The following is an 18,996-nucleotide window of genomic DNA, read 5'->3' on the forward strand; positions in this document are numbered from 1 at the left end:
CAGATTCTGGAATTAACTTCTAGGAGAAATTCAGTGCATTTTTTTGATTTGAATCAAATGTTAGGCCTTGTTGTCAAATCAAAGAATAAAATTGCTTAAGTTTTTTTCCAGCCTTCAAAATGGAATTTCGAATACTAATATGGTATTGGTTCATTTTTACAGGTTTAAAGTAACCAATGTTTTTTTGAATAATAAAAATCTTTTAGATTTTTTAAAATAACAGATATATGACAAATTTTACTTTCTTGAGAAAAATCGTCTTATTTATATTTTTAATATTTAGCGCTTCATTATTAGCTCAAAATGTAGACCTTGGAATTGTGAAAACTGTAAACAATTCTACACCTACAGTTGGGAGTAATGTGGTTTTTACACTAACGGCAACTAATAATACGGGTAATAAAGATGCAACATCAGTAAAGGTTAATGATCTTCTTCCTTCAGGTTATACTTTTGTGAGTAGTGTTCCTTCTGTAGGTACTTATGTTTCTGGAACAGGTGTTTGGACTATCGGAAATTTGAATAGAAATGTAACTGTTACATTAACCATTACAGCTACAGTTAAAGCGACAGGGACGTATGCAAATACAGCAACAATTAGTGGAGGTCAAACTGATAATGCATCTGGAAATGATTCTTCAACTGTTACTCCAGTTCCGGTGGCAGTAGGAACAGACACAGATGGAGATGGTGTTATTGATTCGGTTGATTTGGACGATGATAATGATGGAATTCTAGATAGCGTAGAATGTTCTGATTGTGCAGTTAAATTCATTAATGGTGGGTTTGAGGTACCAGATAATAATGTTTCTAATCCAGCTAGTTGGTATTTGATAGATGACACAACATCTCCAGCTACAATGGGGTGGCAGACTACGGCTTCGGATCATTTAATAGAATTTTGGGATTCGGGTTTTAATGGAGTTCCTGCAGCCGAGGGAGCTCAATTTGTTGAGCTAAACGCTAACGAAGTATCAACGCTTTATCAAACATTTTGTTTGAATGGTTTTTCAGGTACTGTTAATTGGTCTGTAAAACATAGAGGACGTTCAGGAACTGATGTTGCTACTGTAAATATTGGAACAAATTTGGCTTCAGCAACGGTTCAGGCAACGATGTCAGATGGAACCGCTAGTTGGGGGTCATATTCGGGAACCTATACAATTACTCCGGGGCAGACTACTCTCGTTATAGCTTTCAAATCGGTTTCATCGGTAGGAGGTGCTTCCTATGGCAATTTTCTGGATGATGTTAGCGTAACTATTAATGAGGGCTGTGTAGATACAGATGGAGATGGTGTTTTAAACTACTTAGATTTAGATAGTGATGGTGATGGATGCTCCGATGCGAATGAATATTACGGTTCTAATAATGCTGATGGGAATATTTTAGGAGGTGATAACGGTAAATATGGAAGTGGCTCACCAGCCGTAAATGCAAATGGAACCGTAATTGCAGCTTCATATAGTGGTACTTATACAAATGCAGTTACAGTAGGTTCAGCAAGTGCAATAACAACTCAGCCAAGTAATCAGACTGCCTCGGCTACGGCAACGGCTTCGTTTACAGTAGTAGGCAGCGGTGGTTCAGGAACAAGACAATATCAATGGCAGCTTAGTACAGATGGAGGAACAGTATGGAACAATATAGCAGGAGCAACAGCAGCTACATTGAACTTATCTTCGATTACGTGCTCAATGAATAATTATAAATACCGTGTTGTTATTACGCAGTCTAATTATATTTGTGCAAATGTTGTTAGTAACTCTGCTACTTTAACGGTACCAACACCAACAGTAGTAATTACGAACCCAGCTGCAGTATGTTCACCTTCAACTGTAGATCTTACTTCGGCAGCAATTACATCTGGTAGTACAGCCAGTTTAACTTACACGTATTGGACTAATGCAGGAGCAACAACGGCCTACTCAACCCCAACAACAGCAACAGCAGGAACGTATTACATAAAAGGAACTACGGCAGCTGGTTGTTTTGATATTAAAGCTGTGACGGTCACAGTAACTCCAATTAATACAATAGCATTGAGTTCGGCAGTAGGAACGGATGCACAAACCAAATGCATCAATACTGCAATCACAAATATTACTTATGCTACCACCGGAGCCACGGGAGCCACTTTCAGCGGTTTGCCGACAGGGGTGACAGGCAATTGGGCAGCCAACACGGTTACAATCAGCGGAACACCTTCAACGACAGTGGGTAGTCCATTTACCTATACGATAACACTAACAGGTGGTTGTGGAACAGTAACAAAAACCGGAACGATCACGGTAACACCAGACAATACAATAACATTGAGTTCGGCTGTGGGCACAGATGCACAGACCAAATGTATCAATACTGCAATCACTAATATAACTTACAGTACCACCGGTGCTACAGGGGCCACTTTCAGCGGTTTGCCGACAGGGGTGACGGGCAACTGGGCAGCCAACACGGTTACAATCAGCGGAACACCTTCAACGACAGTGGGTAGTCCATTTACCTATACGATAACACTAACAGGTGGTTGTGGAACAGTAACAAAAACCGGAACGATCACGGTAACACCAGACAATACAATAACATTGAGTTCGGCTGTGGGCACAGATGCGCAGACCAAATGCATCAATACAGCAATCACCAATATTACTTACAGTACTACGGGAGCCACAGGAGCAACTTTCAGCGGTTTGCCGACAGGAGTAACGGGTAATTGGGCAGCCAATACGGTTACAATTAGCGGAACGCCTTCAACTACTGTGGGCAGTCCATTTACCTATACGATAACATTAACGGGAGGTTGCGGAACGGTAACAAAAACCGGAACGATCACGGTAACACCAGACAATACAATAGCATTGAGCTCGGCAGTGGGCACGGATGCGCAGACCAAATGCATCAATACGGCAATCACCAATATTACTTACAGCACCACCGGCGCTACTGGAGCGACTTTTAGTGGTTTGCCGACAGGGGTGACGGGCAACTGGGCAGCCAATACGGTTACGATTAGCGGAACACCTTCAACAACCGTGGGTAGTCCATTTACCTATACGATAACACTAACAGGTGGTTGCGGAACAGTAACAAAAACAGGGACAATCACGGTAACACCAGACAATACAATAGCATTGAGCTCGGCTGTGGGCACGGATGCACAAACGAAATGTATCAATACAGCAATCACCAATATTACTTACAGCACCACCGGCGCTACGGGAGCGACATTTAGCGGTTTGCCTACTGGGGTAACGGGTAATTGGGCAGCCAACACGGTTACAATCAGCGGAACACCTTCAACTACTGTGGGCAGTCCATTTACCTATACGATAACATTAACGGGCGGTTGCGGAACAGTAACAAAAACAGGAACAATCACGGTAACACCAGACAATACAATAGCATTGAGCTCGGCTGTGGGCACGGATGCACAAACGAAATGTATCAATACAGCAATCACCAATATTACTTACAGCACCACCGGCGCTACGGGAGCGACATTTAGCGGTTTGCCGACAGGGGTATCGGGCAACTGGGCAGCCAATACGGTTACGATTAGCGGAACACCTTCAACAACCGTGGGTAGTCCATTTACCTATACGATAACATTAACGGGCGGTTGCGGAACAGTAACAAAAACAGGAACAATCACGGTAACACCAGACAATACAATAGCATTGAGCTCGGCTGTGGGCACGGATGCACAAACGAAATGTATCAATACAGCAATCACCAATATTACTTACAGCACCACCGGCGCTACGGGAGCGACATTTAGCGGTTTACCTACAGGGGTGACGGGCAACTGGGCAGCCAATACGGTTACGATTAGCGGAACACCTTCAACAACCGTGGGTAGTCCATTTACCTATACGATAACACTAACAGGTGGTTGCGGAACAATAACAAAAACCGGAACAATCACGGTAACACCAGACAATACAATAACATTGAGTTCGGCTGTGGGCACGGATGCACAAACGAAATGTATCAATACAGCAATCACCAATATTACTTACAGTACTACGGGAGCCACAGGAGCGACTTTCAGCGGTTTACCTACAGGGGTGACGGGTAACTGGGCAGCAAATACGGTGACAATCAGCGGAACGCCTTCTACAACCGTGGGCAGTCCTTTTACTTATACCATAACATTAACAGGCGGTTGCGGAACGGTAACAAAAACCGGAACAATCACGGTAACACCAGACAATACAATAACATTGAGTTCGGCTGTGGGCACGGATGCACAAACGAAATGTATCAATACAGCAATCACCAATATTACTTACAGTACTACGGGAGCCACAGGAGCGACTTTCAGCGGTTTACCTACAGGGGTGACGGGTAACTGGGCAGCAAATACGGTGACAATCAGCGGAACGCCTTCTACAACCGTGGGCAGTCCTTTTACTTATACCATAACATTAACAGGCGGTTGCGGAACGGTAACAAAAACCGGAACAATCACGGTAACACCAGACAATACAATAGCATTGAGCTCGGCTGTGGGCACGGATGCACAAACGAAATGTATCAATACAGCAATCACCAATATTACTTACAGTACTACGGGAGCCACAGGAGCGACTTTCAGCGGTTTACCTACAGGGGTGACGGGTAATTGGGCAGCCAACATAGTTACAATCAGCGGAACACCTTCAACGACAGTGGGGAGTCCGTTTACCTATACCATAACATTAACGGGAGGTTGCGGAACAGTAACAAAAACCGGAACGATCACAGTAACACCAGACAATACAATAACATTGAGTTCGGCAGTGGGTACAGATACACAAACCAAATGTATTAATACAGCACTCACCAATATTACTTACAGTACCACCGGCGCTACAGGGGCCACTTTCAGCGGTTTGCCGACAGGGGTGACGGGCAACTGGGCAGCCAACACGGTTACAATCAGCGGAACACCTTCAACGACAGTGGGTAGTCCATTTACCTATACGATAACACTAACAGGTGGTTGCGGAACAGTAGCAAAAACCGGAACAATCACGGTAACACCAGACAATACAATAACATTGAGTTCGGCTGTGGGCACGGATGCACAAACGAAATGTATCAATACAGCACTCACCAATATTACTTACAGTACTACGGGAGCCACAGGAGCCACTTTTAGCGGTTTGCCTACAGGGGTGACGGGTAATTGGGCAGCCAACATAGTTACAATCAGCGGAACACCTTCAACGACAGTGGGGAGTCCGTTTACCTATACCATAACATTAACGGGAGGTTGCGGAACAGTAACAAAAACCGGAACGATCACAGTAACACCAGACAATACAATAACATTGAGTTCGGCTGTGGGCACAGATGCGCAGACCAAATGTATTAATACAGCACTCACCAATATTACTTACAGTACCACCGGCGCTACGGGAGCGACTTTCAGCGGTTTGCCTACAGGGGTAACGGGTAACTGGGCAGCCAATACGGTTACAATCAGCGGAACGCCTTCAACGACAGTAGGAAGCCCATTTACCTATACGATAACACTAACAGGAGGTTGCGGAACAGTAACAAAAACCGGAACAATCACGGTAACACCAGACAATACAATAACATTGAGTTCGGCAGTGGGTACAGATACACAAACCAAATGTATCAATACAGCAATCACCAATATTACTTACAGTACCACCGGCGCTACTGGAGCGACTTTTAGTGGTTTGCCGACAGGGGTGACGGGCAACTGGGCAGCCAATACGGTTACGATTAGCGGAACACCTTCAACAACCGTGGGTAGTCCATTTACCTATACGATAACACTAACAGGTGGTTGCGGAACAGTAACAAAAACCGGAACGATCACAGTAACACCAGCAATAGCAAACAATACAATAAGTGCTGCCCAAACTATTTGTATGGGAACCATACCAACGGCATTAACAGGAAGTACACCAACTGGTGGAAGTGGTACTTATGTGTATTTGTGGGAAAGTAGTACCACTAGCGCCGTAGCGGGGTTTTCAACGGCATCAGGAACAAGCAATACAATAAATTATGCACCGGGAAGTTTGACTACAACGACATGGTATAGAAGAACGGTTACTTCTGGTACTTGTTCTGATACATCAGCAGCAATCCAAATTACGGTAGGAGATAACATCAAGCCTACATTCACAGCACCTGCCAATATTACAATCTTCACAACTGCTAGCTGTACTTATGATGCATCTGTTGTGGCAACTGGAGACGTAACGAATGAAGCAGATAATTGTTCAGCAGGAATTCAAGCTACTTATTCAGATCTAGTTGCAAATGGAAGTTGTCAAGGATCTCATATAATTACAAGAACTTGGTCTTTAGTTGATGGTAATGGCAATGCGGCGGCAGACCAGGTGCAAACTATAACGGTTTCTGACACTACGGCTCCGGTTTGGACTACGGCTGCCACTGCTTTAAATTCAACAATACAATGCAGCGATGCTGCTGCTATCGCCGCTGCGCAAGGTTTGGCTCCGGTGGCTACGGACAACTGCAGCACGGTGGCTTATACTAAAACGGCTGGGGCGTTTGTGGCGGGAGCCTGCGCGAACTCGGGTACCTATACCAATACTTGGGTAGCCAATGACGTTTGCTCGAACACCAGCGTGGCCTTCACCCAGGTTATCACCATCGAGGATACTACGGCTCCTGTGTGGACTACGGCTGCCACTGCTTTAAATTCAACAATACAATGCAGCGATGCTGCTGCTATCGCCGCTGCGCAAGGTTTGGCTCCGGTAGCTACGGACAACTGCAGCACGGTGGCTTATACTAAAACGGCTGGGGCGTTTGTGGCGGGAGCCTGCGCGAACTCGGGTACCTATACCAATACTTGGGTAGCCAATGACGTTTGCTCGAACACCAGCGTGGTCTTCACCCAGGTTATCACCATCGAGGATACTACGGCTCCTGTGTGGACTACGGCTGCCACTGCCTTAAATTCAACAATACAATGCAGCGATGCTGCTGCTATCGCCGCTGCGCAAGGTTTGGCTCCGGTGGCTACGGACAACTGCAGCACGGTGGCTTACACTAAAACGGCTGGGGCGTTTGTGGCGGGAGCCTGCGCGAACTCGGGTACCTATACCAATACTTGGGTAGCCAATGACGTTTGCTCGAACACCAGCGTGGTCTTCACCCAGGTTATCACCATCGAGGATACTACGGCTCCTGTGTGGACTACGGCTGCCACTGCCTTAAATTCAACAATACAATGCAGCGATGCTGCTGCTATCGCCGCTGCGCAAGGTTTGGCTCCGGTGGCTACGGACAACTGCAGCACGGTGGCTTATACTAAAACGGTTGGGGCGTTTGTGGCGGGAGCCTGCGCGAACTCGGGTACCTATACCAATACTTGGGTAGCCAATGACGTTTGCTCGAACACCAGCGTGGTCTTCACCCAGGTTATCACCATCGAGGATACTACGGCTCCTGTGTGGACTACGGCTGCCACTGCCTTAAATTCAACAATACAATGCAGCGATGCTGCTGCTATCGCCGCTGCGCAAGGTTTGGCTCCGGTGGCTACGGACAACTGCAGCACGGTGGCTTATACTAAAACGGCTGGGGCGTTTGTGGCGGGAGCCTGCGCGAACTCGGGTACCTATACCAATACTTGGGTAGCCAATGACGTTTGCTCGAATACCAGCGTGGTCTTCACCCAGGTTATCACCATCGAGGATACTACAGCTCCTGTGTGGACTACGGCTGCTACTGCTTTAAACTCAACAATACAATGCAGCGATGCTGCTGCTATCGCCGCTGCGCAAGGTTTGGCTCCGGTGGCTACGGACAACTGCAGCACGGTGGCTTACACTAAAACGGCTGGGGCGTTTGTGGCGGGAGCCTGCGCGAATTCGGGTACCTATACCAATACTTGGGTAGCCAATGACGTTTGCTCGAACACCAGCGTGGTCTTCACCCAGGTTATCACCATCGAGGATACTACGGCTCCTGTGTGGACTACGGCTGCCACTGCCTTAAACTCAACAATACAATGCAGCGATGCTGCGGCTATCGCCGCTGCGCAAGGGTTGGCTCCGGTGGCTACGGACAACTGCAGCACGGTGGCTTATACTAAAACGGCTGGGGCGTTTGTGGCGGGAGCCTGCGCGAACTCGGGTACCTATACCAATACTTGGGTAGCCAATGACGTTTGCTCGAACACCAGCGTGGTCTTCACCCAGGTTATCACCATCGAGGATACTACGGCTCCTGTGTGGACTACGGCTGCCACTGCCTTAAACTCAACGATACAATGCAGCGATGCTGCGGCTATCGCCGCTGCGCAAGGTTTGGCTCCGGTGGCTACGGACAACTGCAGCACGGTGGCTTATACTAAAACGGCTGGGGCGTTTGTGGCGGGAGCCTGCGCGAACTCGGGTACCTATACCAATACTTGGGTCGCCAATGACGTTTGCTCGAACACCAGCGTGGTCTTCACCCAGGTTATCACCATCGAGGATACTACAGCTCCTGTGTGGACTACGGCTGCCACTGCTTTAAACTCAACGATACAATGCAGCGATGCTGCGGCTATCGCCGCTGCGCAAGGTTTGGCTCCGGTGGCTACGGACAACTGCAGCACGGTGGCTTATACTAAAACGGCTGGGGCGTTTGTGGCGGGAGCCTGCGCGAACTCGGGTACCTATACCAATACTTGGGTAGCCAATGACGTTTGCTCGAATACCAGCGTGGTCTTCACCCAGGTTATCACCATCGAGGATACTACGGCTCCTGTGTGGACTACGGCTGCCACTGCCTTAAACTCAACAATACAATGCAGCGATGCTGCTGCTATCGCCGCTGCGCAAGGTTTGGCTCCGGTGGCTACGGACAACTGCAGCACGGTGGCTTATACTAAAACGGCTGGGGCGTTTGTGGCGGGAGCCTGCGCGAACTCGGGTACCTATACCAATACTTGGGTAGCCAATGACGTTTGCTCGAACACCAGCGTGGTCTTCACCCAGGTTATCACCATCGAGGATACTACAGCTCCTGTGTGGACTACGGCTGCCACTGCTTTAAACTCAACGATACAATGCAGCGATGCTGCGGCTATCGCCGCTGCGCAAGGTTTGGCTCCGGTGGCTACGGACAACTGCAGCACGGTGGCTTATACTAAAACGGCTGGGGCGTTTGTGGCGGGAGCCTGCGCGAACTCGGGTACCTATACCAATACTTGGGTAGCCAATGACGTTTGCTCGAACACCAGCGTGGTCTTCACCCAGGTTATCACCATCGAGGATACTACAGCTCCTGTGTGGACTACGGCTGCCACTGCTTTAAACTCAACGATACAATGCAGCGATGCTGCGGCTATCGCCGCTGCGCAAGGTTTGGCTCCGGTAGCTACGGACAACTGCAGCACGGTGGCTTATACTAAAACGGCTGGGGCGTTTGTGGCGGGAGCCTGCGCGAACTCGGGTACCTATACCAATACTTGGGTAGCCAATGACGTTTGCTCGAACACCAGCGTGGCCTTCACCCAGGTTATCACCATCGAGGATACTACAGCTCCTGTGTGGACTACGGCTGCCACTGCTTTAAATTCAACAATACAATGCAGCGATGCTGCGGCTATCGCCGCTGCGCAAGGTTTGGCTCCGGTGGCTACGGACAACTGCAGCACGGTGGCTTACACTAAAACGGCTGGCGCGTTTGTGGCGGGAGCCTGCGCGAACTCGGGTACCTATACCAATACTTGGGTAGCCAATGACGTTTGCTCGAACACCAGCGTGGTCTTCACCCAGGTTATCACCATCGAGGATACTACGGCTCCTGTGTGGACTACGGCTGCCACTGCCTTAAATTCAACAATACAATGCAGCGATGCTGCGGCTATCGCCGCTGCGCAAGGTTTGGCTCCGGTGGCTACGGACAACTGCAGCACGGTGGCTTATACTAAAACGGCTGGGGCGTTTGTGGCGGGAGCCTGCGCGAACTCGGGTACCTATACCAATACTTGGGTAGCCAATGACGTTTGCTCGAACACCAGCGTGGTCTTCACCCAGGTTATCACCATCGAGGATACTACAGCTCCTGTGTGGACTACGGCTGCCACTGCCTTAAATTCAACAATACAATGCAGCGATGCTGCTGCTATCGCCGCTGCGCAAGGTTTGGCTCCGGTGGCTACGGACAACTGCAGCACGGTGGCTTATACTAAAACGGCTGGGGCGTTTGTGGCGGGAGCCTGCGCGAATTCGGGTACCTATACCAATACTTGGGTAGCCAATGACGTTTGCTCGAACACCAGCGTGGTCTTCACCCAGGTTATCACCATTGAGGATACTACAGCTCCTGTGTGGACTACGGCTGCCACTGCCTTAAACTCAACGATACAATGCAGCGATGCTGCGGCTATCGCCGCTGCGCAAGGTTTGGCTCCGGTAGCTACGGACAACTGCAGCACGGTGGCTTATACTAAAACGGCTGGGGCGTTTGTGGCGGGAGCCTGCGCGAACTCGGGTACCTATACCAATACTTGGGTCGCCAATGACGTTTGCTCGAACACCAGCGTGGTCTTCACCCAGGTTATCACCATCGAGGATACTACGGCTCCTGTGTGGACTACGGCTGCCACTGCCTTAAACTCAACAATACAATGCAGCGATGCTGCTGCTATCGCCGCTGCGCAAGGTTTGGCTCCGGTAGCTACGGACAACTGCAGCACGGTGGCTTATACTAAAACGGCTGGGGCGTTTGTGGCGGGAGCCTGCGCGAACTCGGGTACCTATACCAATACTTGGGTAGCCAATGACGTTTGCTCGAACACCAGCGTGGCCTTCACCCAGGTTATCACCATCGAGGATACTACAGCTCCTGTGTGGACTACGGCTGCCACTGCCTTAAATTCAACAATACAATGCAGCGATGCTGCTGCTATCGCCGCTGCGCAAGGTTTGGCTCCGGTAGCTACGGACAACTGCAGCACGGTGGCTTATACTAAAACGGCTGGCGCGTTTGTGGCGGGAGCCTGCGCGAACTCGGGTACCTATACCAATACTTGGGTCGCCAATGACGTTTGCTCGAACACCAGCGTGGTCTTCACCCAGGTTATCACCATCGAGGATACTACGGCTCCTGTGTGGACTACGGCTGCCACTGCCTTAAATTCAACAATACAATGCAGCGATGCTGCTGCTATCGCCGCTGCGCAAGGTTTGGCTCCGGTGGCTACGGACAACTGCAGCACGGTGGCTTATACTAAAACGGCTGGGGCGTTTGTGGCGGGAGCCTGCGCGAATTCGGGTACCTATACCAATACTTGGGTAGCCAATGACGTTTGCTCGAACACCAGCGTGGTCTTCACCCAGGTTATCACCATTGAGGATACTACAGCTCCTGTGTGGACTACGGCTGCCACTGCCTTAAACTCAACGATACAATGCAGCGATGCTGCGGCTATCGCCGCTGCGCAAGGTTTGGCTCCGGTAGCTACGGACAACTGCAGCACGGTGGCTTATACTAAAACGGCTGGGGCGTTTGTGGCGGGAGCCTGCGCGAACTCGGGTACCTATACCAATACTTGGGTCGCCAATGACGTTTGCTCGAACACCAGCGTGGTCTTCACCCAGGTTATCACCATCGAGGATACTACGGCTCCTGTGTGGACTACGGCTGCCACTGCCTTAAACTCAACGATACAATGCAGCGATGCTGCGGCTATCGCCGCTGCGCAAGGTTTGGCTCCGGTGGCTACGGACAACTGCAGCACGGTGGCTTATACTAAAACGGCTGGGGCGTTTGTGGCGGGAGCCTGCGCGAATTCGGGTACCTATACCAATACTTGGGTAGCCAATGACGTTTGCTCGAACACCAGCGTGGTCTTCACCCAGGTTATCACCATCGAGGATACTACAGCTCCTGTGTGGACTACGGCTGCCACTGCCTTAAACTCAACGATACAATGCAGCGATGCTGCTGCTATCGCCGCTGCGCAAGGTTTGGCTCCGGTGGCTACGGACAACTGCAGCACGGTGGCTTATACTAAAACGGCTGGGGCGTTTGTGGCGGGAGCCTGCGCGAACTCGGGTACCTATACCAATACTTGGGTCGCCAATGACGTTTGCTCGAACACCAGCGTGGTCTTCACCCAGGTTATCACCATTGAGGATACTACAGCTCCTGTGTGGACTACGGCTGCCACTGCCTTAAACTCAACGATACAATGCAGCGATGCTGCGGCTATCGCCGCTGCGCAAGGTTTGGCTCCGGTAGCTACGGACAACTGCAGCACGGTGGCTTATACTAAAACGGCTGGGGCGTTTGTGGCGGGAGCCTGCGCGAACTCGGGTACCTATACCAATACTTGGGTCGCCAATGACGTTTGCTCGAACACCAGCGTGGTCTTCACCCAGGTTATCACCATCGAGGATACTACAGCTCCTGTGTGGACTACGGCTGCCACTGCTTTAAACTCAACGATACAATGCAGCGATGCTGCGGCTATCGCCGCTGCGCAAGGTTTGGCTCCGGTAGCTACGGACAACTGCAGCACGGTGGCTTATACTAAAACGGCTGGGGCGTTTGTGGCGGGAGCCTGCGCGAACTCGGGTACCTATACCAATACTTGGGTAGCCAATGACGTTTGCTCGAACACCAGCGTGGCCTTCACCCAGGTTATCACCATCGAGGATACTACAGCTCCTGTGTGGACTACGGCTGCCACTGCCTTAAACTCAACAATACAATGCAGCGATGCTGCTGCTATCGCCGCTGCGCAAGGTTTGGCTCCGGTAGCTACGGACAACTGCAGCACGGTGGCTTATACTAAAACGGCTGGGGCGTTTGTGGCGGGAGCCTGCGCGAACTCGGGTACCTATACCAATACTTGGGTAGCCAATGACGTTTGCTCGAACACCAGCGTGGCCTTCACCCAGGTTATCACCATCGAGGATACTACAGCTCCTGTGTGGACTACGGCTGCCACTGCTTTAAATTCAACAATACAATGCAGCGATGCTGCGGCTATCGCCGCTGCGCAAGGTTTGGCTCCGGTGGCTACGGACAACTGCAGCACGGTGGCTTATACTAAAACGGCTGGGGCGTTTGTGGCGGGAGCCTGCGCGAACTCGGGTACCTATACCAATACTTGGGTAGCCAATGACGTTTGCTCGAACACCAGCGTGGTCTTCACCCAGGTTATCACCATCGAGGATACTACAGCTCCTGTGTGGACTACGGCTGCCACTGCCTTAAATTCAACAATACAATGCAGCGATGCTGCTGCTATCGCCGCTGCGCAAGGTTTGGCTCCGGTAGCTACGGACAACTGCAGCACGGTGGCTTATACTAAAACGGCTGGGGCGTTTGTGGCGGGAGCCTGCGCGAACTCGGGTACCTATACCAATACTTGGGTCGCCAATGACGTTTGCTCGAACACCAGCGTGGTCTTCACCCAGGTTATCACCATCGAGGATACTACGGCTCCTGTGTGGACTACGGCTGCCACTGCCTTAAATTCAACAATACAATGCAGCGATGCTGCTGCTATCGCCGCTGCGCAAGGTTTGGCTCCGGTGGCTACGGACAACTGCAGCACGGTGGCTTACACTAAAACGGCTGGGGCGTTTGTGGCGGGAGCCTGCGCGAACTCGGGTACCTATACCAATACTTGGGTAGCCAATGACGTTTGCTCGAACACCAGCGTGGTCTTCACCCAGGTTATCACCATCGAGGATACTACGGCTCCTGTGTGGACTACGGCTGCCACTGCCTTAAATTCAACAATACAATGCAGCGATGCTGCTGCTATCGCCGCTGCGCAAGGTTTGGCTCCGGTGGCTACGGACAACTGCAGCACGGTGGCTTATACTAAAACGGCTGGGGCGTTTGTGGCGGGAGCCTGCGCGAACTCGGGTACCTATACCAATACTTGGGTCGCCAATGACGTTTGCTCGAACACCAGCGTGGTCTTCACCCAGGTTATCACCATCGAGGATACTACAGCTCCTGTGTGGACTACGGCTGCCACTGCTTTAAATTCAACAATACAATGCAGCGATGCTGCTGCTATCGCCGCTGCGCAAGGTTTGGCTCCGGTAGCTACGGACAACTGCAGCACGGTGGCTTATACTAAAACGGCTGGCGCGTTTGTGGCGGGAGCCTGCGCGAACTCGGGTACCTATACCAATACTTGGGTAGCCAATGACGTTTGCTCGAACACCAGCGTGGTCTTCACCCAGGTTATCACCATCGAGGATACTACGGCTCCTGTGTGGACTACGGCTGCCACTGCCTTAAACTCAACGATACAATGCAGCGATGCTGCTGCTATCGCCGCTGCGCAAGGGTTGGCTCCGGTGGCTACGGACAACTGCAGCACGGTGGCTTATACTAAAACGGCTGGGGCGTTTGTGGCGGGAGCCTGCGCGAACTCGGGTACCTATACCAATACTTGGGTAGCCAATGACGTTTGCTCGAACACCAGCGTGGTCTTCACCCAGGTTATCACCATCGAGGACACTACGGCTCCTGTGTGGACTACGGCTGCCACTGCCTTAAACTCAACAATACAATGCAGTGATGCTGCTGCTATCGCCACTGCGCAAGGTTTGGCTCCGGTAGCTACGGACAACTGCAGTACGGTGGCTTACACTAAAACGGCTGGGGCGTTTGTGGCGGGAGCCTGCGCGAACTCGGGTACCTATACCAATACTTGGGTAGCCAATGACGTTTGCTCGAACACCAGCGTGGTCTTCACCCAGGTTATCACCATCGAGGATACTACAGCTCCTGTGTGGACTACGGCTGCTACTGCTTTAAACTCAACGATACAATGCAGCGATGCTGCGGCTATCGCCGCTGCGCAAGGTTTGGCTCCGGTGGCTACGGACAACTGCAGCACGGTGGCTTACACTAAAACGGCTGGGGCGTTTGTGGCGGGAGCCTGCGCGAACTCGGGTACCTATACCAATACTTGGGTAGCCAATGACGTTTGCTCGAATACCAGCGTGGTCTTCACCCAGGTTATCACCATCGAGGATACTACAGCTCCTGTGTGGACTACGGCTGCTACTGCTTTAAACTCAACAATACAATGCAGCGATGCTGCTGCTATCGCCGCTGCGCAAGGTTTGGCTCCGGTGGCTACGGACAACTGCAGCACGGTGGCTTACACTAAAACGGCTGGCGCGTTTGTGGCGGGAGCCTGCGCGAATTCGGGTACCTATACCAATACTTGGGTAGCCAATGACGTTTGCTCGAACACCAGCGTGGTCTTCACCCAGGTTATCACCATTGAGGATACTACAGCTCCTGTGTGGACTACGGCTGCCACTGCTTTAAATTCAACAATACAATGCAGCGATGCTGCTGCTATCGCCGCTGCGCAAGGTTTGGCTCCGGTGGCTACGGACAACTGCAGCACGGTGGCTTATACTAAAACGGCTGGGGCGTTTGTGGCGGGAGCCTGCGCGAATTCGGGTACCTATACCAATACTTGGGTAGCCAATGACGTTTGCTCGAACACCAGCGTGGTCTTCACCCAGGTTATCACCATTGAGGATACTACAGCTCCTGTGTGGACTACGGCTGCCACTGCTTTAAACTCAACGATACAATGCAGCGATGCTGCGGCTATCGCCGCTGCGCAAGGTTTGGCTCCGGTGGCTACGGACAACTGCAGCACGGTGGCTTATACTAAAACGGCTGGGGCGTTTGTGGCGGGAGCCTGCGCGAACTCGGGTACCTATACCAATACTTGGGTAGCCAATGACGTTTGCTCGAATACCAGCGTGGTCTTCACCCAGGTTATCACCATCGAGGATACTACGGCTCCTGTGTGGACTACGGCTGCCACTGCCTTAAACTCAACAATACAATGCAGCGATGCTGCTGCTATCGCCGCTGCGCAAGGTTTGGCTCCGGTGGCTACGGACAACTGCAGCACGGTGGCTTATACTAAAACGGCTGGGGCGTTTGTGGCGGGAGCCTGCGCGAACTCGGGTACCTATACCAATACTTGGGTAGCCAATGACGTTTGCTCGAACACCAGCGTGGTCTTCACCCAGGTTATCACCATCGAGGATACTACAGCTCCTGTGTGGACTACGGCTGCCACTGCTTTAAACTCAACGATACAATGCAGCGATGCTGCGGCTATCGCCGCTGCGCAAGGTTTGGCTCCGGTGGCTACGGACAACTGCAGCACGGTGGCTTATACTAAAACGGCTGGGGCGTTTGTGGCGGGAGCCTGCGCGAACTCGGGTACCTATACCAATACTTGGGTAGCCAATGACGTTTGCTCGAACACCAGCGTGGTCTTCACCCAGGTTATCACCATCGAGGATACTACGGCTCCTGTGTGGACTACGGCTGCCACTGCCTTAAACTCAACGATACAATGCAGCGATGCTGCGGCTATCGCCGCTGCGCAAGGTTTGGCTCCGGTGGCTACGGACAACTGCAGCACGGTGGCTTATACTAAAACGGCTGGGGCGTTTGTGGCGGGAGCCTGCGCGAACTCGGGTACCTATACCAATACTTGGGTCGCCAATGACGTTTGCTCGAACACCAGCGTGGTCTTCACCCAGGTTATCACCATCGAGGATACTACAGCTCCTGTGTGGACTACGGCTGCCACTGCTTTAAATTCAACAATACAATGCAGCGATGCTGCTGCTATCGCCGCTGCGCAAGGTTTGGCTCCGGTAGCTACGGACAACTGCAGCACGGTGGCTTATACTAAAACGGCTGGCGCGTTTGTGGCGGGAGCCTGCGCGAACTCGGGTACCTATACCAATACTTGGGTAGCCAATGACGTTTGCTCGAACACCAGCGTGGTCTTCACCCAGGTTATCACCATCGAGGATACTACGGCTCCTGTGTGGACTACGGCTGCCACTGCCTTAAACTCAACGATACAATGCAGCGATGCTGCTGCTATCGCCGCTGCGCAAGGGTTGGCTCCGGTGGCTACGGACAACTGCAGCACGGTGGCTTATACTAAAACGGCTGGGGCGTTTGTGGCGGGAGCCTGCGCGAACTCGGGTACCTATACCAATACTTGGGTAGCCAATGACGTTTGCTCGAACACCAGCGTGGTCTTCACCCAGGTTATCACCATCGAGGACACTACGGCTCCTGTGTGGACTACGGCTGCCACTGCCTTAAACTCAACAATACAATGCAGTGATGCTGCTGCTATCGCCACTGCGCAAGGTTTGGCTCCGGTAGCTACGGACAACTGCAGTACGGTGGCTTACACTAAAACGGCTGGGGCGTTTGTGGCGGGAGCCTGCGCGAACTCGGGTACCTATACCAATACTTGGGTAGCCAATGACGTTTGCTCGAACACCAGCGTGGTCTTCACCCAGGTTATCACCATTGAGGATACTACGGCACCTGTATTATCAGGACAAGGAGGAACAATGACAATCAGTAGTCCGGTAGTTCCTGTATTCTCAGCACCAACGGCTATTGATGCATGTGACAGTGCTCCGGTAATCACATTTACTGATGTAACAGTAGCAATAAGTGGAGGATCGGAAATCACAAGAACATGGAAAGCAACTGATGCATGCGGAAACGTTTCAGCACCAGTAAGTCAAGTTATCAAGGTTCTGAACGCTTCAGTAGTGAGCATAGTTGCCACTACAGCAAATGCATCGGAGCCATCTACTAACGGATTGTTTACTATTAGCTTATCTAATCCAGTAACAACTTCAACAGTAGTAACATATACTGTGACCGGTACGGCTACCAACGGAACGGATTATGCTACTATCACAAATACGATTACTATTCCAGCGAATACTATTAGCGTAACTATTCCTGTAACAGTAATTGATGATAATATATTGGAAGGGTCTGAAAGTGTAATCATTACCTTGAACAGTACTAATAATGCTGTAACAGTAACCCCAATAGTAGCGGATGCAACAGCCACGGTAACGATAAACGATAATGAAATAACACCAACAATTGGTAGTATTCAAGCTAATAACGATGATGCTGGTACAATAGATCCTATTAAAGGGATAAAAGATGTTTTAAATATATTAGCAAATGATACTTTTAATGGACAGCCAATAAATCTAGCGGATATAATATTGACAGTAGTGCCAAATACTAATTTCAATGTAGCTCCAAATGGCGTATTAGAAGCATTAGCCAATATACCAGGAGGAGTTCATACGTTATCGTATACAATTTGCGAAAAAGCAAATCCAAATAATTGTAGTTCTGCTACAGTAAGTGTATTCGTTGTACAACCAAGTATTGCTTTGGTGAAAGCAGGTCATCTCAATGATGAAAATGGAGACAGTTATGCACAAGCTGGAGAAACCATTACTTATAGTTTTGATGTGACAAATACTGGAAACACGCCACTGACTGATGTAAACGTATCAGACCCATTGCCAGGAGTTGTGATGACTGGAGGTTTAATAACATTGGGAGTAGGGGAATCAAATACTACTAATTTTAAAGGGACATATGTAATTACACAAGCTGATGTTAATTTAGGATCTGTCTCAAATCAAGCTACGGTTTATGGTACAAGTCCAAACGGTAGAGTTGTTGAAGATAAATCTGATGATACGAATTTGGTAAATGATAATCCAACGGTATTAAACGTTTCAAGATGTGTTATAAAAGTTTATAACGCAGTATCTCCTGATGGAGGTGGTAAAAACGATAAATTGTATATAGAAGGATTAGATTGTTATCCAAATAACTCAGTAGAGGTTTATAACCGTTGGGGTGTATTAGTTTTTGAAAGAGAACATTATAATAATGATGATAGATCTTTTAGAGGGGTTTCTGAGGGACGTGTAACTGTTGAGAAATCTCAGGAGTTACCAGTAGGTACCTATTTTTATATACTTAAGTATAAAGATAATAGTTCTAATACAATTGAAAAATCAGGGTATTTATATTTGAATAGAAGGTAAAAAGTTAACAGTTTATGAAGATTTTAGTGATTATAGATTACATATAATAACAAGACTTAATTTATAAAAGTGTATTTTTGCG

1 protein-coding gene is annotated in these 18,996 nt (G+C 50.0%); it reads left to right on the forward strand.

Annotated features, from left to right (window positions below; all coding sequences use genetic code 11):
• The first annotated feature begins 227 nt into the window (after positions 1–227).
• A complete protein-coding gene (locus OZP08_RS05280) occupies positions 228–18,914 on the forward strand; it encodes an Ig-like domain-containing protein (RefSeq protein WP_281323157.1) in 18,687 nt (6,228 codons plus the stop codon).
• Positions 18,915–18,996: the final 82 nt, after the last annotated feature.

The organism is Flavobacterium aestivum (assembly GCF_026870175.2).
GTDB lineage: Bacteria > Bacteroidota > Bacteroidia > Flavobacteriales > Flavobacteriaceae > Flavobacterium > Flavobacterium aestivum.